Source organism: Candidatus Avedoeria danica (assembly GCA_016703025.1).
Classification (GTDB): domain Bacteria; phylum Chloroflexota; class Anaerolineae; order Epilineales; family Epilineaceae; genus Avedoeria; species Avedoeria danica.
On sequence record JADJCV010000003.1, the window covers coordinates 43032 to 66120 of the forward strand.

The window sequence follows — 23089 nt, forward strand, 5'->3', positions numbered from 1 at the left end:
GACAGCACGAACGGAGTCCAACATGCGACTACTCGACCTCCCGCCGATCAAGCGGACCCGCCGCAACCATGCGATCGAGCATGCCGCCGTCCACATCCTCGCCGCGCGCCTCCCGGGCCGCTCGATGGCCGGCCGCTCCGACGCCGGCGGCTTCTTCCTCTTGGGCGATCTCGAGACGCACGACGTCGAGCACGCCGTCGACGAGGCACTGCGCCGCCTGCCCGCCGAGCCCGAGCTGGCGATCCACCCGAACTGCGGCACGAACATGGTCGTCGGAGGACTGATCGCCGGCGCGGCCGCGACGCTCGCCGTGGCGTTCGTCCCGGCGCGCCACCGCGCGGGCGGGCTCGCCCTGTTGCCCCGGATGCTCCTGGCCGGCACGTTCGCCTCCGTCGCCAGCCAGCCCCTCGGCCCGGCCGCCCAGCGCCGCTGGACGACGCTGCCCGACGTTGCCGGTGCGCGCGTCGGTCAGATCACGCGCTCGAAGCGCGGTCGGCTCACCGTGCACCGGATCACGATCGAGGACGGCCCTTCGACGGATCCGGCCGATGGGGCGGGTGATGCCGATGCCGTCGACAGCCGGCCCCCTGCCGTTCGCACGCCGTGATCGAGCTGCTCCACGGGGCGGACGCCTTTGCCGTCGCCGAGCGCGTGCAAGCCATGCGCGCCGCGTTTGCCGCGGAGGACGCGATGGCCGAACTCAACGCTTCCGTGCTGGACGGCGCTCGACTCACCGTGCCCGAGCTGCGGGCCGCTGCCGACGCGCTGCCGTTCATGGGTGGGCGGCGGCTCGTCGTCGTGCGCGGGCTCGTCGGGCGCTGCAGTGCCCGCTCGGGCGAGAAGAACAAGGAGCGCCGCACCGCGCTCGCCAACGCGCTGCTGGCCTACCTGCCGCACGTCCCGCCGACGACGGACCTCGTCCTCGTCGAGGGCGAGATCGAAACCGACAATCCGGTGGCCGGCTGGCTGCGGACCGCCGCCGGCCGCGCTTCGCCCGCAGACGGTGAGGCGAATGCCGTCGTTGCGCGCGCGTTCGACCCGCCGCCGCCCGAGCGCCTGCCGGCCTGGATCACCGCCCGTGCCGTCGGACGCGGCGGCGCGTTCGCACCGGCGGCCTCGTCGGCGCTGGCAGCCGCCCTGGCGCCGGACGGACCGGCCGACCTGTGGCGGGTGGACAGCGAGGTCGAGAAGCTGCTGACCTGGGCGGGCGAACGGCGCGTCGAGGCCGACGACGTGGTGCGGCTCGTCGCGCCGATCGACACCGAGAACGTCTACCGCCTCATCGAGGCGCTCGCCGAGCGGGACGGACCGGCGGCGGCGACGCTGCTGCACACGTTCCTGTCCAGCGGCGAGGAGCCGATCTCGCTGTTGAGCAAGATCGCCCGCCAGTTCCACCAGCTGGCCCACGTCCGGGCGCTGATGGACGGCGGCGTGCCGCCGTCCGAGCACGCGCGCGCGGTGGGCGTTCCGCCGTTCGTCGCCCGAAAGCTGGCCACACAAGCCCGACGCTTCTCGGCGCCGTTCCTCGACGCGGCTCTGAAGCGTCTCCTGGACATTGACGTCGGGATCAAGACGGGTCGCACCGTCGCGGTGACGGCGTTGGACCTGTTCGTGGCCGGGGTATGCGGTACGGGTGCCGCGGCGAGAACGCGCTGATGCCCACCCCTCGTCGCCGCACTGCTCGATGGTCTTGGCGCCTGCGAAGGCAGGCGCGCGGTGGCGTGAAGCGCCACCCTCAGCGACGGCTTCAGCCGTTGACCTGAAGGCCTGAGTCCGGACTTCAGACCCCCTGACTACATCTTCCCCGCCACCGTCGCCACCACCGCCGCCTGCGCCGCCGCGAACTTGGCGACACCTTGGTGCGACAAGTCCTCCCCGACGGCCTCGAGGTCGATGCCGAGCGCCGCCAGCCGCGCCACGATGGCATCGGCCGTCGCAACATCCGCGTCGATCGTGCGTGCGACGTGGCCGTGGTCGCGGAAGGCTTCGTACGTGGCCAGTGGCAGCGTGTTCACGGTGTCCGGACCGATGAGCGGAGTCACGTACTTCAGGTCGTCGTACGCCGGGTCCTTGGCGCTCGTGCTGGCCCAGAGCACGCGCTGAACGCGCGCACCGTGGCGCGCCAGGCGCGCAAAGCGGGTGCTCCCGAAGACGTCCTGGAAGCGCCGATAGGCCCGTTTGGCGTTCGCCACGGCCGCCTGCCCGCGCAGGAGCGCGACGTCTACCCCGTCGGCCGCCAGCTTGTCCAGGCGATCGTCCACCCAGGTGTCCACCCGGCTGACGAAGAAGCTGGCCACCGACGCAATCGCATCGATCGGCAGGCCGTCGTGCTCGCGGCGCTCGAGCGCGTCCAGGTAGGCATCGGCGACCGCATCGTAGTGGCACAGTGAGAACATCAACGTGATGTTCACGTTGATCCCGTCCGTCAGGCAGGTGCGGATCGCCGGGATCCCGGCGCACGTCGCGGGGATCTTGATCATGACGTTCGGTCGATCGACCGCTGCCCACAGACGTCGGGCCTCGGCCACCGTGCCCGCCGTGTCGTCGGCCAGCGCCGGTGCCACCTCATGGCTGATGTAGCCGTCGACGCCGCCGGTGCGATCCCAGACCGGACGGAAGACGTCGCACGCCGCACGAATATCCTGCAGGGTCACCGCGTCGTAGGTCGCGGCCGGATCGAGGCCGTTGGCCGCCAGCGCGCCGATCTGCGCGTCGTACGCCGCGCTGTCCGCCACGGCGGCCTGGAAGATCGCCGGGTTCGAGGTCACGCCCCGGAGGTCATCCTCGGCGATCCAACGCGCCAGCGTGCCGTCCGCGAGCCACTCGCGGCGCAGCTGATCGAGCCACGGGCTCTGCCCGGCGGCGGCGAGCGCCGCAAGCGGGTTGGACGGAACATGCGGTTCGGACATCGAGGAACCTCCGCGGGACTTGACTGTCGCGCTCCGCGCAGCGACGCGGGCAACCGCGAGGCGAGGCTACGGCGCCGCGCGCGGCAGCGTCAGGCCGCGGAGGATAGCATCGACCCGTCCAGCGTGCGGATCACGGCGATGACCTTGCCCTGGATCTCGACGTTCGACGGCGCCGCATAGATCGGCTCCATCGTCGGGTTCATCGGTTGGAGCCGGATGCGGTCGGGGTCGCGCTCGTGATAGTAGCGCTTGAGCGTGGTCTCCTCGCGGTCGCAAATCCAGGCCGCCACCATGTCGCCGTTGTTGGCGGTCTCCGCCCGCTGCATGACGACGATGTCGCCGTCGTTGATCAGCGCGTCGATCATCGACGTCCCGCGCACGACGAGGGCGAAGACGTCCTCGCGACCGCCCACGAGATCGCGCGTCACCTCGATCCACTCGTCCGGGTCCTGGTCACCCGGCACCGGGATCGGCTGGCCGGCGGCGATGCGGCCGAGCATCGGCAGCCGCATGCGGCTCGAAGGCCGGAAGATCTGGTTGAACTCGTGCCGCGCCTTCTCCGTGATCGACAACCCGCGCGAGATCCGGTCGTCGCGCGCGATCAGGCCGCGCTCCTTGAGCTTGTTCAGGTGGTAGTTGATGACGCTCGTCGAGCTGATCTGCACGGCTTTGTGCTCGCCGATCTCGCGGATCGTCGGCGGGGAGCCGCGCTCCTCGATGCGCTGGACGATGAACTTGAGGATCTCAAGCTGCCGTGCCGTGAGCGGTCGTTCCGGTCGCGCCATGTCCTGCCTCCTCGCCCTGCGGGTTTGCCGGGTCTGCAGGCCAGTGTAGCGGAACACATGTTCGATGTCAAGATGTTCGTTGAACGTAAGTTCGACGACTGGGGCCGCCCCTGAGCGGGCCCTCGCCTCACCGCAGCCCGACGCGCGCCTCCGGTGACCAGCGCCGGACGCCCGAGCGCGCCTCGGCCGGCAGCGCCGCCAGCAGCTCGCGGACCGTTCGCCGCAGGCCCGGGTGGACGAGGTCGGGCGCGACGTCGCACAGCGGGACGAGGACGAAGGCGCGCTCCGCCAGCCGCGGGTGGGGCACGCTCAGTCCGGGCGTTTCGAGCTGCGCATCGCCGTGGAACAGGAGGTCGATGTCGATCGGCCGGGGACCGAAGCGCGGCGCGCCGGCGTCGCGTCGGCGCCCCAGCGCTCGTTCGATCGCCAGCGCGGCCTCGAGCACCCGCCTGGCCGGCCAGTGGGTCCGGCCAAGGACGACGAGGTTGATGAAGTCGCGCTGGTCCGCGAACCCGACGGGCGTCGTCTCGTACCACGGCGAGATCGCCACGATGTCCACGACCTCGCCGAGCTGGGCGAGCGCGCGCTCGATGTTGTGCGCCCGGTGGCCCTCATTGGCGCCGAGGGAGAACGCGACGAGCGTGCCGACCGGCGCCTCCGGCCGCACCGAGCCGCCGCGACCCCGCCGCTTGGCCTTGGCCGGGCCGGCCGCGCCGGCGACCGCCACATCCGTTGCCCCGACGCCCGCGTCGACGACGTCGTTCAGGACCCCGCGCGTGCCGTCGGCGACGCGGGCGGTCGGGCGAACGCGCGCGGACTTCACGGCCGCCGTACCGCCGGCGGGAGCGCCGGCCCGGCGACCGCGTCGCGGCGTGGCCGCGGCGTGGAACGCGCGAAGCGGTAGCCGAACGGCAGGTAGATCTCCGGGGTGCCGGGGTCGACGATCGCCCGCGTGGCGGTCGGAGTGGCGGTCGCGGTAGGCGCATCCGGCGTTTCGGCGGTCGGCGGTGTCGCGGACGGCGTGAGCGGTCCCGGCGTCTCCTCGGGCAGCGACGTCGCCGACGGGACCGGCGCGGTCGTGGCCGCGGTGGGCGGCGGGGCGGTGGTGGCGGACGGCGCGCCACCGGTCGGCGTTGGGGTGGCGGTCGGCGTCGCCAGGATGGTCCGCGTGCCGGTCGGGGTGCGCGGCGGGGTGAGCGTCGGGGCGCGATACGTGACGCACAGGCGCGGCCGCTGCGCCGCCGCCGCGCTCTCGCGGCTGGTGAACTTGGCGCGCAGCTGTTGGGTGGGCAAAGCGTTCATCGGCTCGATCACGAGGCCGTCGTTGCTGGTGCCGGCGAGCCATTTCTCGACCTGCGGCAGCACGTCCCAGGCTTTGTAGCCGTATGTGGTGTCGAGGACCGGCGCGTCGATGTCGTTGCCGGAAGGCGGACGGTTGTTCCACGTGATGCGGTTCTCGACCCAGGCGCGGGAAACCGTCGAGATCTCGGACAGCGGCGGTGTGGTGAGCGGCTGGAGGCCGCGGAGGTAGAGTTCGACGCTGGCGGCCTGCAGCTGGCTGCCGGCGGGCAGGGCCGAGACGTCGAACTTGAGGTAGATCGCGGTCTTCTCGGCCCCGTCGTTGTAGAGCTGGAGTTCCCCGCCGATGCCGAAGTTGTCGTCGGGCGACGTCTCGCTCACGTAGGCATCGTCCTCCACCTCGATGCAGACGGACTCCAGCCCGCCGGGCGTGCCGGTGCCGGGGGCCGGCGTGTCGGTCGGCGTCAGCGTCGGGCTTGGCGTCGTCGTCGGCGGGACGGTGGGGGTCGGGATGAGGTCCACGATCGGCGAGCCGTCGAGATCGCGGACCCAGACGCCGGAGCGGCCGGCGGCGGCGAACAGCCGGCCGGTGGGCTCGGTGCCCGCGAACGCGAAGTCAGTGGCGGCCACACGGCCGAGCGAGAGCTGGCCAAACCAGTCCGTGCCGCCGGTGTCGCTGCCGTAGATCGTCGGCACGTCGTCGCCGTCGCCCTGCTCGCGCCCGAGTCCGAGGAACACCGTCCGATCGCTCCGGAAGTTGGGCGACAGGGCCACGCTGCGCGGCCGGCCGCGCGCGGCCAACCCGCCGAAGCGATCCTCCCACGATGTGCCGCCGTTCGTCGAGACGAACACCTTGGCCCGCTGTGCATCGGCGGTGTCCTCGACCGCGACGAACAACGTCCGGTCGAGGTCGAACCGCGGCGAGATCGCCAGATCGTGCACGATGCCCTGACCGGCCAGCAGCCGGACGGTGCTGATCGACTCGAACGTATGGCCGTCGATCGTGCGATAGATGACGCCGCGCTGGGTGATGAAGTACGCCGTGGAGTCCGTGTCGAATGTCGGCGAGAACACCGCGTCGACGATGTCGCCCGTGCTCGCGTCGAGGTCCTGCCAGCTCGCCCCGCCCGTGTCAGAGTACAGCAGGCCGCTGCCGCCCGAGGTGCCGTTCCACGGTTCGCGCAGCCCGAGGAGCAGGCTGTACGTGCCCGAGACCGGTCCGACGGCGGTGACGTGCGGCCGGCCGCCGTCGGGCAGCGCGGCGAGCTCGGTCCAGGCCTGTCCGCCGTTGCGCGACAGCCAGCGGTCGGAGTAGATCCGCTTGTCGCGCGCGTAGTTCGTCGAGGGCAGGAGCTTGGCACCGAACGTGCCGCTGACGAAGCGCCGCACCCAGATCCGGCCCTCATCCGTGGAGTCGTACAGCACGGACAGCGTCGGCTGGCCGCCGCCGACGCGGTCGAGCCGCTTGGGCGTGATCCGCGCCAGCGCGAGCGCACGGTGCTCCGACTCCCAGTTCGGGGCGATGATCGACAGCGCCTGCGCCGGCACCGCACCCGTGACGCTGACCGTCGGGTTCGTGCCGGTGCCGATCCGCAGCAGGCCGAAGCCGTCGAGGCCGACCCATGTCTCGTAGTTGTGCGGGTCGACCTGGATCGAGAGCGGCGCGATCGGTGCCGTCGTGATCAGGCTCCAGGACTGGCCGCCGTCCGTGGAGCGGAAGACGCGCCCGTCGGCGAACCCGACCCACGTCGAGTGCACGCCGAACCCGGCCTCGCCGGCGCCGATCGCCGTCGGCTCGGCGTTCGGCTCGGCCGGCCAGCTGGCCGGCGTCCAGACCGCACCGCCGTCCGTGCTGGCGACCATCGTCCAGACACCGCCCTGCTTGCCGACCGCGTACACCCGGCGTCCGACGCCCGCCGCGGCAAAGCCCACCGCAAGCGTCGTCGTCGTGGCCGAACTCGGCCCGAGGGCCAAGCGCCAGACGTCGGGTACGTTGTCGGAGGTGTACAGCCGGTCGCCCGTCTGCAGGAACAGCTGTGGGCGGTCCGGGGCGGCGAAGAGGTCGGCCAGCTGATCGTTCCCGCCGATGACCGGCGACACCTGCGTCCATGTGTCGCCCTGGTTGTCGGATGTCGACAGCGATGTCGTCCCGGTCTGCGCCGCGTACACCCGGCCGGTCGTCGTCGTGTCGAGCAGGTCCATCCGCGTGATGCCGGGCGGGCCGTCCCGGGTGGTCCACGTCATGCCGCCGTCCAGCGAGCGTGCGAGCAGCGGACGGGATTGCAGACCGACGTAGAGCTTCTGGCGTTCGATGTCGTCGCGGCCGAGGGCAAGCGCCCGGACGACGGTCGTCTCGGGCCGCGCCGTGTTCGGGACGATCGGCGACCAAGCGTCGACCTGCGAGCCGGCCCGGAACAGGCCGAAATCGTGGGTGAACAGGGCGTAGTGGCGAAACCCGCCGCGGCGCGTGTCGCCGATGAACTCGACGGCCGCCACGTTGTCGCCGTACATCCCGGTGATCGAACGCCGCCACGCCGGCGTGGCGGCGGCGCGCGCGCCCTCAGCCGCCGGCGGCGCGCGGACCGCGGTCAGGAATGCAGCGCACGCCGCCGCCAGCACGACGCACGAGAGTACGACGTACCGTTGCGCGGCGCGGCGATGCGCATGGAGGGGCGAACGGAACATAAGCGAACGTTCCTGTTGGGGCGGGCCCCGTGCCCGCCCTCCGCGGGCCGACGAAGCACCCGAAAGTCCGGTCGAATGCCCGATCGTCCGGTCGACCGTCCGACAATTCTCTCGAAGGACCGATGCCCCATGCGATTGCGTGCAGAGGCGATGACACGACCAAGGCATCGATCAGGACGCACGCCGAGGGAATCACGTTACGCCCAGTCGGACAGGGCGGGCGAACCGTTCAGTCGGCTCTGTCGCCCAGCCGCCACCCGGGCCGCACGTGCATCGCCTCGAGCCAGGCCCCGGCGACCAAGCCCCACACCAGCCAGGACGCGAACAGCACGCGGCCGTCGACCTCCCGCAGCAGCACCGGATCGAGCGCCGGCGCGACGGCCCAACGGACCAGCGCCCACGCGCCGATGGCTGCCGCGATCGCCCACGCCCGACGCGGCTCGTCGGGCGCGCGGCCGAGCAGTGCGCCGAGGCAGCCGCCGAACAGGGCACCGCCCGCGACGACGAGCACGGCGCCGAGCGGGGTCGCATCGGCGTACAGCCCGTCGAATGCCTGGCTCTGGCCGATCTGGAGCCAGCGGACAACCGTCGCGCCGACGGCGTTCAGCGGCACGGCCCAGCCGCGCACGCCCCCGGCCAGCAGGCGGGCCTCCATCTGGGCGCCGCCGACGAGCGCCAGCAGCGCCGCCGCGCCGGCGACCGCGCCGCCGATCGCGCCGAGCCATGCCGGATGGGCCGGCCGCGCCCAAGCACGTTCGGGGTTCACACCGCGGTTCGGATGCGGTAGATGCACGTGGCGCTGCCGTCCATCCGCCATTCCTCGCGCTCCACCGCGCCGCCGACGACGGCCTCGATGAGCCGTTCGTCCATGCAACAGACCTCGCGGTGCTGCTCGCCAAGGGCATGGAACGGGCACGAAAGCTGGTGCAGGACGAAGCCGTCCCCCTCCGGCTGCCAGCTCGTCGTGAACCCCTCGGCCGCCAGGAGCGACACGACCGCGTCGAGACGGTCTTCGACGGGCCGGTCGGCGAACGAGCCGCGGTTCGTGTCGGCGATCGACTCGGCCATCGCCGCGAAGACGCCCTCGACCTGGCCGCGGTCCGCGGCGCGCATCGCGTCGAGGAGCCGCGCGGTCAGGACGGCGAACCGGTTGTCTTCCACGATCGCCTGCCCGCCCGTCTGCGACAACCGAAACACGTGCCGCGGTCGCCCGCGCCCGGCGGGCTCGGCGGCGACATCGACGAGACCATCGTCCCGCAGCAGGTGCAGGTGATGGCGCACCGTCACCGGCGCCAGCCCGACCGCCTCGGCCAACGCCTCGACCGAGCCCGTGCCGTGCTCACGCAGGTACTGTAGGATGTCGCGCCGGGTGCTCTGCATGGGGCGATTATACCGTCTCGAGACGATGCGGGTGCGCCCCGGCATCGCGGGACGTTGATCGGGAGGATGATCGGGTGGTTGAGCAGGTGGTGGATCGGGTGGTTGATGCGGGCGCGCAGTGCGGATCGCACGTGCGGCCGGCCGCCTCACCGCTGCCTGCGCTGTGCTACACTTGCGGCATCGTCCGAGTCCGTCGGCAGGCCGATCGAGCCGTCGTCGGATCCCCGTTTTCGGATCACCAGGGACCCCAACAGCAGGAGTGCATGCCATGATCCGCGAAGATACTGCCCCCGCCGTCCGCACGACGACGTTCGTTACGCTCTCCCCGGTCACCCTGTCTTCGACTGCGGCGGTCAAGCTGTCCGAAGTCATGGCCCAGAAGGGCATGACGGATGCGGCGCTGCGCGTGTTCGTCAGCGGCGGCGGCTGCTCGGGCCTGCAGTACGGCATGGCCTTCGACAACGAGATGGATGAGGCCGACCAGGTCTTCGAGAGCGAGGGCGTCAAGGTCGTCGTCGATCCCGTGAGCCTCCCCTACCTGCAGGGCGCCACGATCGACTTCACCGACTCGCTGATGGGCGGCGGCTTCAAGATCGAGAACCCGAACGCCGTGTCGAGCTGCGGCTGCGGCACGTCGTTCAAGACGTCCGATCAGGCATCGTCCGGGGCCGAGGGCGAGGCCAAGGCGCAGGGCGGCGGCTGCGGCAGCCACGGCAGCGGTGGTGGCGGCTGCGGCTGCAGTTGATCGAAGGCGGGACTGAGCCGATCGCGGCGGCAACGACGTCGCTGATGCCGCAGGCGGCTTCGGTCTCGGCCGGCTCCCCTGTCGCCGATCCCGTGCCCGGTCTCGATCCGGCGGCCATCCGACGTGACTTTCCGCTCCTCGTCGCCCATCCCGAGCTGATCTACCTCGACAGCGCCGCAACGGCCCAGAAGCCGCAAGCGGTTCTCGACGCGCTCCTCGACTTCTACACGCACCACAACGCGAACGTCCACCGGGGCGCCTACACGCTGGCGGCCGACGCGACGCTGGCCTACGAGGCGGCCCGCGCCCGGATCGCCCGCTTCATCGGCGCGCGCGATGCGGCCGAGGTCGTCTTCACGCGCGGGACGACGGAGGCCGTGAACCTCGTGGCCGGCGCGTGGGGACCGGCGAACGTCTCCGCTGGCGACACGATCGTCGTCACGGAGATGGAGCACCACAGCAACCTCGTGCCGTGGCATCTGCTGGCCGCCCGGACCGGCTGCCGGCTGCGCGTGGTCCCGATCACACCCGACGGCCGCCTCGACCTCGACGGGCTCGACGGCCTGGTCGACGAGACCGTCAAGCTGATCGCAGTCGCCCACATCTCGAACGCCGTCGGCACCGTCAATCCCGTCGCCGACATCGTCGCCGCCGCGCGGCGCGTCGGTGCGAAGGTGCTGCTGGACGCGGCGCAGAGCGTGCCGCACCGGAAGGTGGACGTCACCGCGCTCGGCGTCGACTTCCTGGCCGCCAGTGGGCACAAGATGATGGGCCCGATGGGCATCGGCTTCCTCTGGGCGCGGGCCTCGATCCTGGCCGGGATGCCGCCGTGGCAGGGCGGCGGCGAGATGATCCGGCGCGTGACACCGACCGACAGCACATACGCCGATCCGCCGCAGCGCTTCGAGGCCGGCACGCCGTCCGTCGCGGATGCCGTCGCGCTCGCCGCCGCCGCCGACTACCTGGACCGCCTCGGCCTCGACGCCTGCGCCGCCCACGATGCATCGCTCGTCGCCTACGCCCTCGAGCGGCTCGGCGACGCGCCCGGCGTCCGCATCGCCGGCCCGCTCGACGCCCCGTCGCGCTGCGGCTCGGTGGCCTTCACGGTCGACGGCGTGCACGCGCACGACCTGGCGACGCTGCTCGACGGCGACGGCCTGTGCGTCCGCGCCGGCCACCACTGCACGATGCCGCTGCACGCGCGGTTGGGGCTGGCGGCGACGGCGCGGGCGAGCTTCCAGGTGTACAACGGTACGGCGGACATCGACGCGCTGGTGGCGGGGATCGCCCGGGCGCGGGGGGTGTTTGGGGTTTAGACAAAGGGGCTCGCGTGGCCGAGGAGGCCCCCGCCCCCGGCGCGCTGTCGCGCGCCGACCCCTCCCCCAATACTGGGGGCGGGGTGCAGAACGAATGCGACTCGTTCAAGACCCTCCCCCAGAATTGGGGGAGGGACAGGCTGGCCGCAGGCCAGCCAGGGCGGGGGCCTCGCCGCACACCACAACCCCATCCGCCCATCCATCGTATGATCCCCCCGTGCTGCGTCCCCCGGACGGCACCGTGCCGCCCCGACGCACACGCGCAAGGAGGATCACACCAACCATGAGCCCGTTCGTCTGGCTGTTCCTGGCCGTCATCGCCCTGCCGACGGCGTGGTGGCTGTTCCCGCGCTTCAGCGGCATCCGCTTCATCCCGAACAACCGCGTCGCGATCGTCGAGAAGCGGTTCAGTGGGCGCGGCTCGCTCAAGAGCGGCTTCATCGCCCTCAACGGCGAGGCCGGCTATCAGCCGCAGGTGCTGCGCGGCGGGCTGCACTTCCGGATGCCGCTGCAGTACAAGATCCACAGCATCCCGCTCGTCACGATCCCGCAGGGCAAGCTCGGCTACATCTTCGCCCGCGACGGCGCGCGGCTCGAGCCGGGGCAGACGCTGGCGTCCAACTCACGCGTCGTGAACTTCGAGGACGCGGATGCGTTTCTGCGCGGCGGCGGGCAGCGCGGGCCGCAGCGCCAGGTGCTCCGCGAGGGGATCTACGCCTTCAACCTGGCGCAGTTCGCCGTGATCACGGACGAGAAGGTCTACGCGCTGGCGCTGTCCGGCGAAGAGGCCGAGATCATCAAGCAGATGGCCGACATGATCACCCAGCGGGACGGCTTCCGCGCGGTGATCATCAAGGACGCGGACGACCTCGCCGGCGTCGTCACCGTCCACGACGGGCCGTCATTGCCGCAGGGTGCGATCATCGCCCCGACGATGGGCGACGACCCGGCCCACGCCGACACGTACCACAACAGCTTCCAGGACGCCGACAAGTTCCTGGCCGCCGGCGGCATGCGCGGCCGGCAGCTGCAGGTGCTCGTCGAGGGCACGTACTACCTGAACCGCCTGTTCGCCACGGTCGAGACGATCCCGAAGACCGTCGTCGACGTGGGCTACGTCGGGGTCGTCGTGTCCTACATCGGCGAGGTCGGCACGGACATCTCGGGCACGGACTACAAGCACGGCGAGCTCGTAACGCGCGGCAGCCGCGGCGTCTGGAGCGAGCCGCTCCTGCCGGGCAAGTACGCGTTCAACACGTACGCCGGCAAGGTCAACATGGTGCCGACGACCAACTTCATCCTGAAGTGGGTGCGCAGCGAGTTCGGGTCGCACAACCTGGACGAGAACCTGTCCGAGGTCTCGTTGATCACGAAGGACGCGTTCGAGCCGAACCTGCCGCTGTCGGTGGTCATCCACATCGACTACCGCCAGGCGCCGCTCGTGATCCAGCGCTTCGGCGATGTGAAGCGGCTGGTGGAGCAGACGCTGGACCCGATGGTGTCGGCGTACTTCAAGAACATCGGCCAGACGCGAACGCTCATCCAGCTGATCCAGGAGCGGAACCAGATCCAGGAACAGGCCAGCATCGAGATGAAGGCCAAGTTCCACCACTACAACCTCGAGCTGGAAGAGGTCCTGATCGGCACGCCGGCCTCGAGCAGCGGCGACGACAAGATCGAGGTGATCCTGACGCAGCTGCGCAGCCGCCAGATCGCCGAAGAGCAGGTCGAGACCTACAAGCGCCAGGAGCGGGCGGCCTTCCAGGAGCGCGTCCTGCGCGAGGCCGAGGCCAGGGCGCGCCAGCAGCAGAAGCTGACGGAGTCAGAGGTCGAGATCACGATCCAAAGCAACCAGGGCAAGGCGGACTACCAGCGGGCGTTGCAGCAGGCCGCCCAGATCCGCGCGCTGGCCGAGGCCGAGGGCGAGAAGGCGGCCCGCATCGGCATCGGACAGGCGATGGCCATCGAGGAGCAGGTGCGGGCGTACGGCGGGCCGCAGTTCCAGGTGATGCAGGCGGTGATGAACCGGTTCGCCGAGGCGATCGAGGCCTCGGGGGTCGACGTCGTGCCGAAGATCCTCATCGGCGGCAGCGGCGGCGGTGCGGGCGGCGATGGGTCGTCGGGCGGCGGCGGGGCGTTCGGCGGGGGCGGCGGGAGCGGCAGCCTCGTCGAGGCGTTGCTGGCGATGCTGCTGAGCGACAAGGTCGGCGGGCTGGCGAGCGCGGGCGGTGGCGACGGCGAGGGGGGCGGGCGGAGCCCGGAGGTCGAGGCGATGCGGAAGCAGATTCGGGAGGGGATGTTCAAGAAGGTGGAGGAGGTGTCGGAGGCGGTGGCCGCTCCGCCGGCAGCGCCCGCACAGTCGACGCCCTCGGGCACGGGAACACCCGGCGCGCCGGCGGGATCGACGGCAGGGGCGACGCCGGCGTGAGCGCGCTAGCGCATCGCAACGGGTAGCCAGACACGGGACCGCGGCGCCGGCTTTGGAAGCGGCGTCGCGGTCCCGTGTGGTTGCGGCGAAGGCACGGCCGTCGGCCCCAGTTCGGCCTCCCGGATCAGCCGATCGAGCGTGTCGAAGCCCAGCGCGTCGTAGATGGCGGCCAGCGCCCGGTCCGGCTCGTCGCCGTCCGTCATCCAGGTGCGACCGTCGAGTGCGACGAAGTACGGCTTGTTTCGGCGGCGGAAGAACGTCGATGTGTGGCTCGTGAAGCCGACGATGGCGTCGTCGCCTGTGGCCAGATCGAACGCGAACGTCGAGTACACGTCCGGCATTGCGGTCGCTGTCGGCAGTGGCAGCGAGGCCTCGAGAGGCGTGTCGGCAAGCTCATCCAGGAATGTCGCCATCGCCTGATGCGAGATCGTGACCGCTTCGGACGCCTCAAGGACAAAGCGCCACTGCCAGGCATCGACCTTGAAGTTGGCCGTGCCGTGCCAGGCATCGGGTGCCCGCTGGACGTTGATCGATGCGTCGTCGGTCCGGCCCAACGTCATGAAGCGGTGGCTGACGTGCAGGCGGTCCGTCGCCGCCAGGTCCGGCATCCGCTCCACCCCCGCCGGCCAGAGCTGCTCGGCAAAGAACGGCGCCAACGTCGTCATCAGCTCGATGGGCATGTACGGCGCGTGCCCCTTCCCCTCCAGCGGATGGTACGCGAACGGCACACCGACGGCCTCCGCCCGATCGCGTAGCTTCGTCGCCTCGCCGAACGGCACGATGTTGTCCGCCGTGCCGTGGACGATCGCCAGCGGCGGCTCGCCGGCTTCGAGGTCGTTCACTTGGTTGTAGAGGCCGCCCCAGAGGTCCATCACAAGGGCGACGTCGGAACCATCGTCGGACGCGTCGTCGGCACCGCCGCCCGCAGGGCGCGCGACGTCCGTGTAGGCCAGGAAGAGCGACGTGATCGCGCCGGCCGACGAGCCGCCGATGACGATGCGGTCGGTGTCCAGGCGGTACGTCGCCGCGTTCGACCGCAGCCAGCGCACGGCTTGGCGGGCGTCGGCGACGGCGGCCGGGATGCCGTCGCGGGCGATGTCGCCCTGGTTCAGGCGGTAGCTGATCGCCACCGATACGTAGCCGCGGCGGGCCATCTGCTCCGCGTAGACGCGCGGTTCGAGCTCTTTGTTGCCGGAGACGAATCCGCCGCCGAACAGGAAGACGAAGACGGGGCGGGCAGGGGAGGAGTCACCGGCCGGCTCGTAGATGTCCAGCTTGAGGTCGACGGGGCGGCCGGTGGGCTTGTCGATGGCAGTGGCGTAGGTGAGGTCGTTCGTGCGGGTGACGCGGTCGAAGGCGAGGTCGACGTAGCGGGTGGGGGGTGCTGGCTGGGCGTGGGCCGGTGGGGGAGCGGCGGGCAGGGCGTGGGTGGCGAGGAAGGGCAGCGCGGCGAGGGCCGCGACGCCAGCGATGCGGGCAGGGGCGAGCGAGCGCGCGTTGGCAGGCATGCGGGCATGATACGCCGTAGGGACCCGGACGCGAACTTAGCGCGCCGTGGATCCGAAGGGCCGTGGCTTCACCGCCCGCCAACCCCGCCTACTTCGCACCACGGAGCCGAACGGCTCGGAGTGCACGATCGGCTGCTCTGACGCAAGATTGGTGAGCCAACGTTCCGCATCGCCTTGATGGAGTCCCCGATGACCACTCGCCCCAACATCGGCGCACGTCGCCCGCGCCCCGCGCTTGCCGCCCTCGTCACGGCTGCCGTCGCCGCGCTCGTCCTCGCCCTTCCGCGTGTCCGTCCCGTGCATTCCGCCGCCGCGCCCCTTGCGGCCGCACCCGCCGCCGTGAACGCCCGCCCGCTCGCTGCCGATCCCGTCCCGGCCTTCGCCGAAGGCAACCTCGGCGCCTATGTCGCCGTCGCCGATGCGTGCTCGTACTACCCGCTCACGACATGTGGCGGTGCGGTCATCCAGGTCTCGGAGAGCGCCCCCGGCCAGCTGGCGGGCTACGTCGGGCGGGACGTCCGCATCGAGCTGACGAGCGCGGTCTGCGGCTCCAGCATCGCGGGCCGTCCATTGGAGGGCCCGGTCGCAGTCCGCGTCCAGATCGCCGGACCGTGCGGGCCGCCGTTGACGCCGCAGGCATGCCCGAAGCTCGCCAACCGCGTTCCGGCCGTCGTGGTCGATGCCGCGCTCGCGGACCCGAGCCGTGTGCTGGGGTGGGGCGAGCGATGCAACACCGCCGTCCCGTTCGGGCCGTTCAACCCGCGCAAGTCGCGACTGACGCTGCTGAATCCGGGCGTGCCGTTCCACCCGACGCTGAACTCGGTGGTCTTCAAGTGCGGCTGTCCGTAGGCACGAGCCGGGAGAAATCGCGCTGAGCGCTCGGACCTGCGGCGAGGTCCGAGCGACCGGGGATCCTGCCCGCGCGCCAGGCAGCCGAACGCCCCGATGCTACAATCCACCGTCCCCGCCCCCTCCCCGAAAGTGACCGCGCGCATGTCCACGCCCCTCGCCAATCCGCCCCAGACGCCGCCCCCCACCCGCCCCGAACGCGACTCCCTCGGCGACGTCCCCGTCCCCGCCGACGCCCTCTGGGGCGCCTCCACCCAGCGCGCCGTCGACAACTTCAGCGGCATCAGCGGCCTTGTCTTCTCCCGCCGCTTCCTCCACGCCCTCGGCCTCGTGAAGCTCGCCGCCGCCGGCGTGAACCAGGCGCTGGGCGATCTGCCGGACGACCTCGCCGATTCGATCGAGGCCGCCGCGCGCGACGTCGCCGACGGCGCGCACGACGCGCACTTCCCGATCGACGTCTTCCAGACGGGCTCGGGCACGTCGACGAACACGAACGCGAACGAGGTCATCGCCAACCTCGCCAACCAGCGCCTCGGCCAGCCGCTCGGGACGAAGGCGCCCGTCCACCCGAACGACCACGTGAACATGGGGCAGTCGTCCAACGACGTGATCCCGACGGCCATCCACGTCGCGGCGGCGCTCGCCATCGTCGACCCGGCGGACGGCCTGCGCGCATCGCTGCTGCACCTGGCGGACGCGATCGACGTGCAGGCGCGGGCGAACGACGATGTCGTGAAGACCGGGCGGACGCACCTGATGGACGCGATGCCGGTGACCGTCGGCCAGGCGTTCGGCGCCTGGGCCAGCCAGATTCGCGCCGCCGTCGGACGGATCGACGCCCTCCTGCCCGAGCTCTCGCAGCTGGCGATCGGCGGCACGGCGGTCGGCACCGGCATCAACACGCGCGCCGGGTTCGGGAAGGCGGTCGCGGCGCGGCTGTCGGCGCTGACGGGCCACCCGTTCAGCGAGGCGGACGACCACTTCATGGCCCAGGCCACGAGCGACACCGCCGCGGCCGTTTCGGGCGCGTTGAGCGCGACGGCCGTCAGCCTGATGAAGATCGCCAACGACCTGCGCTGGATGAACTCCGGCCCGCAGGCCGGGTTGGCGGAGATCACGCTGCCGGCGCTGCAGCCGGGCTCGAGCATCATGCCCGGCAAGATCAACCCGGTCATCCCCGAAGCGGTCACGATGGTCTGCGCGCAGGTGATCGGCAACCATACGACGATCACGGTGGCGGCGCAGGCGGCGAACTTCGAGCTGTCCGTCATGCTGCCCGTCATCGCCCGCAACCTCCTCGAGAGCATCGCCTTCTTGTCCGGTGCCGCCCGGGCCCTGGCGGACCGCGCCGTGCGGGATCTCGTCGTGAACCGTGACCACATCGCCGGCCTGGTCGAGCGCAACCCGATCCTGGTGACGGCCCTCAACCCGGTCATCGGCTACGACCGGGCGGCGAAGATCGCCAAGCAGGCCTACGCCGAGGGCCGGCGGCTGAAGGACGTGACGGCCGAGCAGACCGACCTCACGGCCGATGAGATCGACCGCCACCTCGATCCGGTGGCGCTGGCGCACCCGCACGCGCGGGATTGACGACCCTTGCGCTGCGCAAAGTGCGGCCACAAGATTCGCGGCGCCACATGGTATTGCCCGTCGTGCGGCACGCCCGTCGATGACCTGAACGTCGCGGACAGCGTCTACGCCTCCGGCTGGTCGAGGCTGTGGGTGCGGATCCTCTCGGCCGCCGTGGCGCTCTTCGCGCTGGCCGGCGTCGTCTTCCTGACCGGGCGCGTGCTGCGGGGCGTCGACCTGGCCCGCCGCACCGCCCGCCCGACCGCCACCGCCGCGCTGCCCGCCGCGCCATCCGCCGCGGACGCCGGCGCCACCGTCAATGGGCCGATCGAAACGCTCGTCGCCGCCGGCGAGCGCAGTGCCGGGCTCTACCCGGACGGTGCCGTCGACGCGCCGCCCGGCGTGGCGACGGCGTTGCCGACGGGTGAGCCGACGGTGGTGGCGCCCGCGGGTGTGCCGACGCAGCTTGCCGCGCCGAGCACGGACGTGCCGGCCCGCGCCACGCCGCCCCCGACCGCCCCCGCCCGCCCGGATGCGCCCGTTTGGGCCATCCCGCGCATCGGCAGCACGCTGCAGATGGACGGTTGGCTGGACGACTGGCCGACCGCGCCGCTGTCGATTGCGGACGTCGTGTTCGGGCGAGGCGCGTGGTCGGGGGCGGACGATCTGTCGGCCACCGCTCGCATGGCGTGGGACGAGCAGATGCTCTACCTCGGCGTCGAGGTGACGGATGACGTTTTCAGCCAGGGTGCGTCGGGCCGCGACCTGCACATGGGCGACGGCGTCGAGCTTCAACTGGACACCGACCTCGCCGGCGATTTCGACAGCGAGGCGATGAGCGCGGACGATTGGCAGATCGGCATCTCACCCGGCGACCTGGCCGGCCGTGCGCCGGAGGTCTACGCCTGGCGCCCGCGCAGCGGGCCGATGTCCGGCGTCCGCCTCGGCGCCCGGGCGACCGACACCGGCTACGTCCTCGAAGCCGCCCTCCCGTGGGCCGCGATCGACGTCAACCCGCAGGCCATCGACACCATCGGCGCTTCGCTGAACGTCACCGACAACGACACGGGCGAGAGGGCACAACAGACGATGATCGCCTCGAGCGCGCGCCGGGCGTGGGGGGATCCGCGGACGTGGGGGACTTGGGTGTTGGGGCGGTAGAGGACGGTAGGGGTCGCGGAATCGGGACAGGGGCACGGCGCGCCGTGCCCCTACGGGCCGTCGACAGTCAGACCCGGTCCGTAATCGAACACCTGCTGCGAACGCGACGTGATCCCGGACGCCTCGTTGTCCACCTGCTGGACCAGGATCCGGCCGTTCTCGGCACCGATCCAGATCTCGAACGTCGAGGTGAACGCCGTGCCGCCGCTGGCGGCGGCGACGACATAGCTGTAGTGCTTCGCCGGCACGCCGTTGACGGTGGAGGTGCCCAGAACGCGCGCCTCGGCCATCGAGCGGGCCGCGTTGGCGACGACGGCCGGGTTGCGCAGCGGGTCGAACGTCGCTTGGAGCGTCGCGACGACGGTGTCGTCGGGGTGCCACTCGCCGCCGAGGTTGAAGTACCCCTTGTCGCCGATCCGGGCGGCGTGCATGCCCGGCGCGACCATGCTGTAGCGGTCGGGGGCGACATAGGTCAACGTCATCGGGAAGGTCTGGTTGATCGTCTGCGTGGTCTGGCGGATCCGGAAGGCGTCCGCGTCGGCCAGCTGGAGCTGCGCGGCGAAGATCTCGGCGACGGCCTGCGGCTCGCCGTGGTCGGCGACGGTGGGCAGCGCGGCGGGCATGGTCGAGTTCGATGGGTCCGTCGACCCGGTCGTCGTCGAGGCCGTGGTGTGGGTCAGCACGGTCGCCGCCCCGGCGGCCGAGTCCGGCGTCGGCGCCGCGCCGGGCGCATCGAGCGACCGCGTCGGCGCGAGCGGCGCCGGATCGGCGGCGTCGCTGGCCGCCGTGCCGCCGGCCGCCTGCCCATCGGACGGCCGCGGCGCGCACGCCGCCGTGCCGACGATCAGCGCCACGATCCACCCGGCGGCCAGGACGCTCTTGAGCGTGTGCCACGCCAGCGTCGCGCACTTCACGCGCATCGGGAAGCGCCGCACGCCGGACAGCGCGGCCAGCGGGCCGACGTCGGCCGCCAGGCTGAACAGATCGTCGTCTGCCGTGCCGATGTCCGTGCCGGCGACGTTGCGATCGTCATCACCATCGCCGTTACCATCGCCGTCGCCATCGCCCATGATCAAGCCGTGGACCTGCGTGAACAGCGCCTCGGCCTCGCCGAACGAGCGGCCGATGACGGCGTCGCACAGCATCGAGGCCGAAGCGATGCTGATCGCACAGCCGTCGCCCTCGAACGAGACATCGACGATCCGGTCGTTCGCGGCGCGGACGAAGAGCTTCACGCGGTCCCCGCACAGCGGGTTGTCGCCCTCGGCCGTGCGGACGTCGGGGCCCGTCAGAGGACCGTGGTGATGCGGGTGGCGGCTGTGCTCGAGGATGACGGTCTGGTAGAGGTCGAGTAGGTCGGACATGGTGTCTTTCGGGGTGATGAGGCGGGGAGCGGGCGTTGCCAGCAGAATCGCGCCGACGGGCACCGCAGGCGTGACGATCATCGTAGGGGTGGCGGCGACCTTGGGCAAGGTGGCATCGTGTGCGGCCCGTGCTCCGGCCGGCGTTGGCCCGCCCGGGGATTCCGCGATACCCTGTGCGCCGATGTCCTCCCCCACCCGCCCCGCCACCCCTGCCCGCCTGCGCCGCCTGCATGCCGCCGGCGCGCTCGACGCCGACGGCTATCGGCGGGTGCTGGCCGCGGCGTTGGCGCTGCCCCCCGCGGCGGCATGGCGGCGGTTCCTGGACCGGTTGATGCTGGCCATCGGCGCGACGCTGACCGTCACCGGCATCGTCGCGTTCTTTGCCTACAACTGGGCCAGCCTGGGCCGTCTTGGGCGCGTCGGGCTCGTCGAGCTCGCCCTCGTGACGGTCGGGGGGGTGGCGCTGTGGGCCGGTGTCGACCGGCTCGGCGGGCAGCTGGCGGGCATGGCCGCCGTGGCGCTCACCGGCGTCCTCCTCGGGGCGATCGGCCAGGCGTACCAGCAGGGCGCCGACCCTTGGACGCTCTTTGCCGTCACCGCCGCTCTCGGCCTGCCGTGGCTGATGGCGACGCGCTTCGCGCCGCTCTGGCTGCTCGAGTTGATCCTGGCGAACCTCGCCCTTGGGCTGTGGTGGATCATCGACCTCGGGGACGACGGTGGCGCCGTCGCGCGTTTTCTCCTCGCGCTCAGCGCGCTGAACGGCGGCGCCTGGCTGTCATGGACGCAGGGCGCGGCGAGCGCCGGACTGTCGGCGGGGCGCTGGCTCCCGCGCGTCGTCGCGCTGGCCGCGCTGGCGCCGCTGGCGATCGGTGCGGCGGCGTACGTCGCCATCGACGTGCTGCGGTACGATGCCGGCCCGGATGACCTCCGGTTCGGGCCGAGCGGGCTGGCGGTGTTCGTCGTCTGGCTCATCGTGACGGCGGCGATTCTCGTCCTCTTCCGCCGCCGCTGGCCCGACCTGTTCATGCTGGCGGCGGCGATGCTCGGAATCTGCACGGTGCTCACGGCGGCCATGTTCCGCTGGCTGATCGAATGGGTCCAGCGGTCGAGCGATGTCGGCGGGCCGTGGCTCGTCATGGCCGCGTTCCTGTTGGCCGAGGGCGGCCTGACGGCGATCTGGCTGCGGCGCCAGCAGCTGGCGATGGCGGCCGCGGAGGACGACGCCCCATGATCCTCCCCCCGCCCACGCTCGGCGATGCCCTTGCGGCAGCCGGCCTCCCGCGCGACGCCGGCGCCGGCGGCACCGGCGCAGCGAACGCCGGCGGCAGCCCGTGGTACGTCCGGCTGCTCGTCGCCGGCTTGGCCTGGGCCGCCGCGCTGTCCGTGACGGGCTTCCTGGCGGCCACCGGCATGATCGACGAGGACGCCTTCGCCTATTGGGGCATCGCGGCGGCTGCCGCATCGATCGTCCTCGCCCGCCGGGGCCCGTCCGACGCCGACGCACGCGGCGCGGTGGCCGACTTCGTGGCCCAGCTCGCGCTCGTGCTCAGCCTGCTCGCGCGCGTGCTCGTGTTCATCGGCGTCGGGGCGTGGGCGAACGGTGACCAAGCGGTCATCGGCGGGGCGATGGCCGCCCTCGAGATCGTCCTCTTCATCGCCTACCCGGACTTCTTCCAACGCTTCCTCGCCAGCGGCCTTGCCTGCGCCTGGCTGCTCGTCGTGCTCGGCGACGTCGACGACGTGCTGTTCGTGGCCTACGCGCGGGACGTCGTGACGCTGCTTGCGGCCTTCGGGGGGGCGTGGCTCTGGATCGATCGCCCGCGCCTCCTCGCCGGCCGTCTGGCGGACTACGCCGCGCCGGCCGGTTATGGGCTGGCGGTCTTCGTCGTCGGCGCGCTCCTGCAGGAGACGATCGCGGCGTTCGGCCGGTTCTTGCCCGGCGCGCGCTGGCCGGCCACCGCCGGGCTGGCGATCGGCGTCGTATGGCTCCTGCTGTGGGTGCGCGGGCGGCTCGGCCGGCCGATCGTCGATGCCGGCGCCGGCGTGCTCATCGTCCTCGTCGCCGCGCTCGCGTACGCCACCCGGATCGAGCCGGGCATCCTGGCCGCCGTCGGCGTGCTGCTCCTCGGCTTCCTGGCGCGCGACGGGCTGCTGCACGGCCTCGGCGTCGCGGCGATGGGCGCGACGGTCTGGCACTTCTTCTACAGCATGAACCAGACGATGCTCGTCAAGAGCGGGATCCTCGTGGCCGGCGGGCTCGTTCTCCTGGGCGGGCGCTGGGTCTGGCTGCGGTTGGCGGGCGATCCGAACGTGGGCGACGGCCGATGATCTCCCGCCGCACCCTTGGCGCCCTCGGCCTCGTCGCCGCGCTCGCCTTCGCCAACGCCCAGTTGGTCGGCCTCGAGCGCCTGTTCGGCGGCGAGGGCCGCCAGGTCCTCATGCCGTTGGCCCCCGTTGATCCGCTCTCGTACATCCAGGGTCGCTTTGTGGCCCTGCGCTACCGCCTCGAGGGGGACGAAAGCCTGATCACGACGCCCGTGCGGGTCGACGGCGAGGAAGTCGAGCGCTGGCGGATGTGGCCGCGCGTCGGCAAGATGGCCGTCGCCGTGGATGCGAACGGCGTGGCGACGGCCATTCGGCTGCACGTCGAGAGCGTCCCCGTTGCCCCGGACGAAGTCCTGTGGCGCTACCGCAAGTCGGACAGCGACCTCATCATCGGCACGGACGCCTGGTTCTGCCCCGAGGAACGATGCGCCGACTTCGAAGGCACCGCCCGCTACGGCGTCTTCCGCGTCGACGCCACCGGCCGCGTCATCCTCGTCGGCCTGGCGGACGAGGACCGCGCCCTCGTCGCCACCCCGCCGCCGCGCTGGTGGACCGGTGAAAGGGTGGCCACGCCGACGCCGAGCCCGTAACGGATCGCTGTCCAGCGGCCCATGGGCGACGCATGCGTCGCCCCTACGCGGTGTGGGATGTGGGAGCCGAGGTGCCGGCATCCGGGGCGGGGATCGGTGACGCGGTGGCCTGTGGTCGCACTTGATCGCATGGGGTCGCCCACAACGCATGCCGCGCCTTGAGCGTCTATCGTTGT

18 protein-coding genes and 1 pseudogene are annotated in these 23089 nt (G+C 71.8%); 11 read left to right on the forward strand and 8 right to left on the reverse strand.

Annotation, left to right across the window (positions count from 1 at the left end):
• The first annotated feature begins 22 nt into the window (after nt 1-22).
• Both IPG72_02260 and holA read left to right on the forward strand, forming a co-directional pair.
• Nucleotides 23-607 (forward strand): hypothetical protein, encoded by a 585-nt coding sequence (locus IPG72_02260; GenBank protein ID MBK6767856.1) that lies wholly within the window; start codon nt 23-25, stop codon nt 605-607.
• Entirely contained in the window at nt 604-1656 is a 1053-nt protein-coding gene (gene holA, locus IPG72_02265) for a DNA polymerase III subunit delta (protein ID MBK6767857.1), read from the forward strand. The genes IPG72_02260 and holA overlap by 4 nt, the downstream gene beginning before the upstream one ends.
• 137 nt (nt 1657-1793) lie before the next feature.
• On the opposite strand, the gene tal is transcribed toward holA, so the two are convergent.
• The 6 genes from tal to IPG72_02295 form a co-directional block, all read right to left on the reverse strand.
• Nucleotides 1794-2909 (reverse strand): transaldolase, encoded by a 1116-nt coding sequence (tal, locus tag IPG72_02270; GenBank protein MBK6767858.1) that lies wholly within the window; start codon nt 2907-2909, stop codon nt 1794-1796.
• A gap of 89 nt (nt 2910-2998) precedes the next feature.
• A complete protein-coding gene (lexA, locus tag IPG72_02275; GenBank protein ID MBK6767859.1) occupies nt 2999-3694 on the reverse strand; it encodes a transcriptional repressor LexA in 696 nt (231 codons plus the stop codon).
• A 127-nt stretch (nt 3695-3821) separates the two neighbouring features.
• Entirely contained in the window at nt 3822-4361 is a 540-nt protein-coding gene (gene folK / locus IPG72_02280) for a 2-amino-4-hydroxy-6-hydroxymethyldihydropteridine diphosphokinase (protein MBK6767860.1), read from the reverse strand.
• Between the two features lie 152 nt (nt 4362-4513).
• Nucleotides 4514-7678, reverse strand: a complete 3165-nt coding sequence (locus IPG72_02285) for a DNRLRE domain-containing protein (GenBank protein ID MBK6767861.1) — start codon at nt 7676-7678, stop codon at nt 4514-4516.
• Between the two features lie 229 nt (nt 7679-7907).
• Nucleotides 7908-8444, reverse strand: a complete 537-nt coding sequence (locus IPG72_02290) for a hypothetical protein (protein ID MBK6767862.1) — start codon at nt 8442-8444, stop codon at nt 7908-7910.
• A complete protein-coding gene (locus IPG72_02295) occupies nt 8441-9058 on the reverse strand; it encodes an ArsR family transcriptional regulator (GenBank protein ID MBK6767863.1) in 618 nt (205 codons plus the stop codon). The genes IPG72_02290 and IPG72_02295 overlap by 4 nt, the downstream gene beginning before the upstream one ends.
• A gap of 268 nt (nt 9059-9326) precedes the next feature.
• On the opposite strand from IPG72_02295, the gene erpA reads away from it, so the two are divergent.
• From erpA to IPG72_02310, 3 genes are all read left to right on the forward strand, one after another.
• Nucleotides 9327-9803, forward strand: coding sequence for an iron-sulfur cluster insertion protein ErpA (erpA, locus tag IPG72_02300; GenBank protein MBK6767864.1), 477 nt, complete (start codon nt 9327-9329; stop codon nt 9801-9803).
• Nucleotides 9804-9847: 44 nt separating this feature from the next.
• Complete coding sequence (gene sufS, locus IPG72_02305; protein MBK6767865.1) at nt 9848-11119, forward strand: SufS family cysteine desulfurase; 1272 nt, start codon at nt 9848-9850, stop codon at nt 11117-11119.
• Nucleotides 11120-11402: 283 nt separating this feature from the next.
• Nucleotides 11403-13547 carry a flotillin family protein gene (locus IPG72_02310; protein MBK6767866.1) on the forward strand — a complete coding sequence of 715 codons (2145 nt, stop codon included), beginning with the start codon at nt 11403-11405 and terminating at the stop codon, nt 13545-13547.
• Nucleotides 13548-13552: 5 nt separating this feature from the next.
• Here IPG72_02310 and IPG72_02315 read toward each other — a convergent pair whose 3' ends face one another.
• The gene (locus IPG72_02315; protein MBK6767867.1) at nt 13553-15055 is read right to left on the reverse strand and encodes an alpha/beta hydrolase; all 1503 of its coding nucleotides are present in this window, start codon (nt 15053-15055) and stop codon (nt 13553-13555) included.
• Nucleotides 15056-15244: 189 nt separating this feature from the next.
• Between IPG72_02315 and IPG72_02320 the strand changes: the two genes are divergently transcribed.
• The 3 genes from IPG72_02320 to IPG72_02330 all read left to right on the forward strand — a co-directional run bounded on the left by IPG72_02320 (nt 15245) and on the right by IPG72_02330 (nt 18634).
• Nucleotides 15245-15904: a hypothetical protein gene (locus IPG72_02320; protein MBK6767868.1), complete on the forward strand. Its 660-nt coding sequence runs from the start codon at nt 15245-15247 to the stop codon at nt 15902-15904.
• 144 nt (nt 15905-16048) lie between these two features.
• A complete protein-coding gene (locus IPG72_02325) occupies nt 16049-17494 on the forward strand; it encodes a class II fumarate hydratase (GenBank protein ID MBK6767869.1) in 1446 nt (481 codons plus the stop codon).
• A gap of 6 nt (nt 17495-17500) precedes the next feature.
• Nucleotides 17501-18634, forward strand: a complete 1134-nt coding sequence (locus IPG72_02330; GenBank protein MBK6767870.1) for a hypothetical protein — start codon at nt 17501-17503, stop codon at nt 18632-18634.
• Between the two features lie 869 nt (nt 18635-19503).
• Here IPG72_02330 and IPG72_02335 read toward each other — a convergent pair.
• A pseudogene (locus IPG72_02335) lies at nt 19504-19998 on the reverse strand (SUF system NifU family Fe-S cluster assembly protein).
• Between the two features lie 181 nt (nt 19999-20179).
• On the opposite strand from IPG72_02335, the gene IPG72_02340 reads away from it, so the two are divergent.
• The 3 genes from IPG72_02340 to IPG72_02350 are packed head-to-tail and all read left to right on the forward strand — an operon-like array spanning nt 20180 to nt 22913.
• Nucleotides 20180-21229, forward strand: a complete 1050-nt coding sequence (locus tag IPG72_02340; protein ID MBK6767871.1) for a DUF2157 domain-containing protein — start codon at nt 20180-20182, stop codon at nt 21227-21229.
• Nucleotides 21226-22326, forward strand: a complete 1101-nt coding sequence (locus tag IPG72_02345) for a DUF4401 domain-containing protein (GenBank protein MBK6767872.1) — start codon at nt 21226-21228, stop codon at nt 22324-22326. The genes IPG72_02340 and IPG72_02345 overlap by 4 nt, the downstream gene beginning before the upstream one ends.
• Nucleotides 22323-22913, forward strand: a complete 591-nt coding sequence (locus tag IPG72_02350) for a GDYXXLXY domain-containing protein (protein ID MBK6767873.1) — start codon at nt 22323-22325, stop codon at nt 22911-22913. Before IPG72_02345 ends, IPG72_02350 begins: the two co-directional genes overlap by 4 nt.
• The last annotated feature ends 176 nt before the right edge of the window (nt 22914-23089 follow it).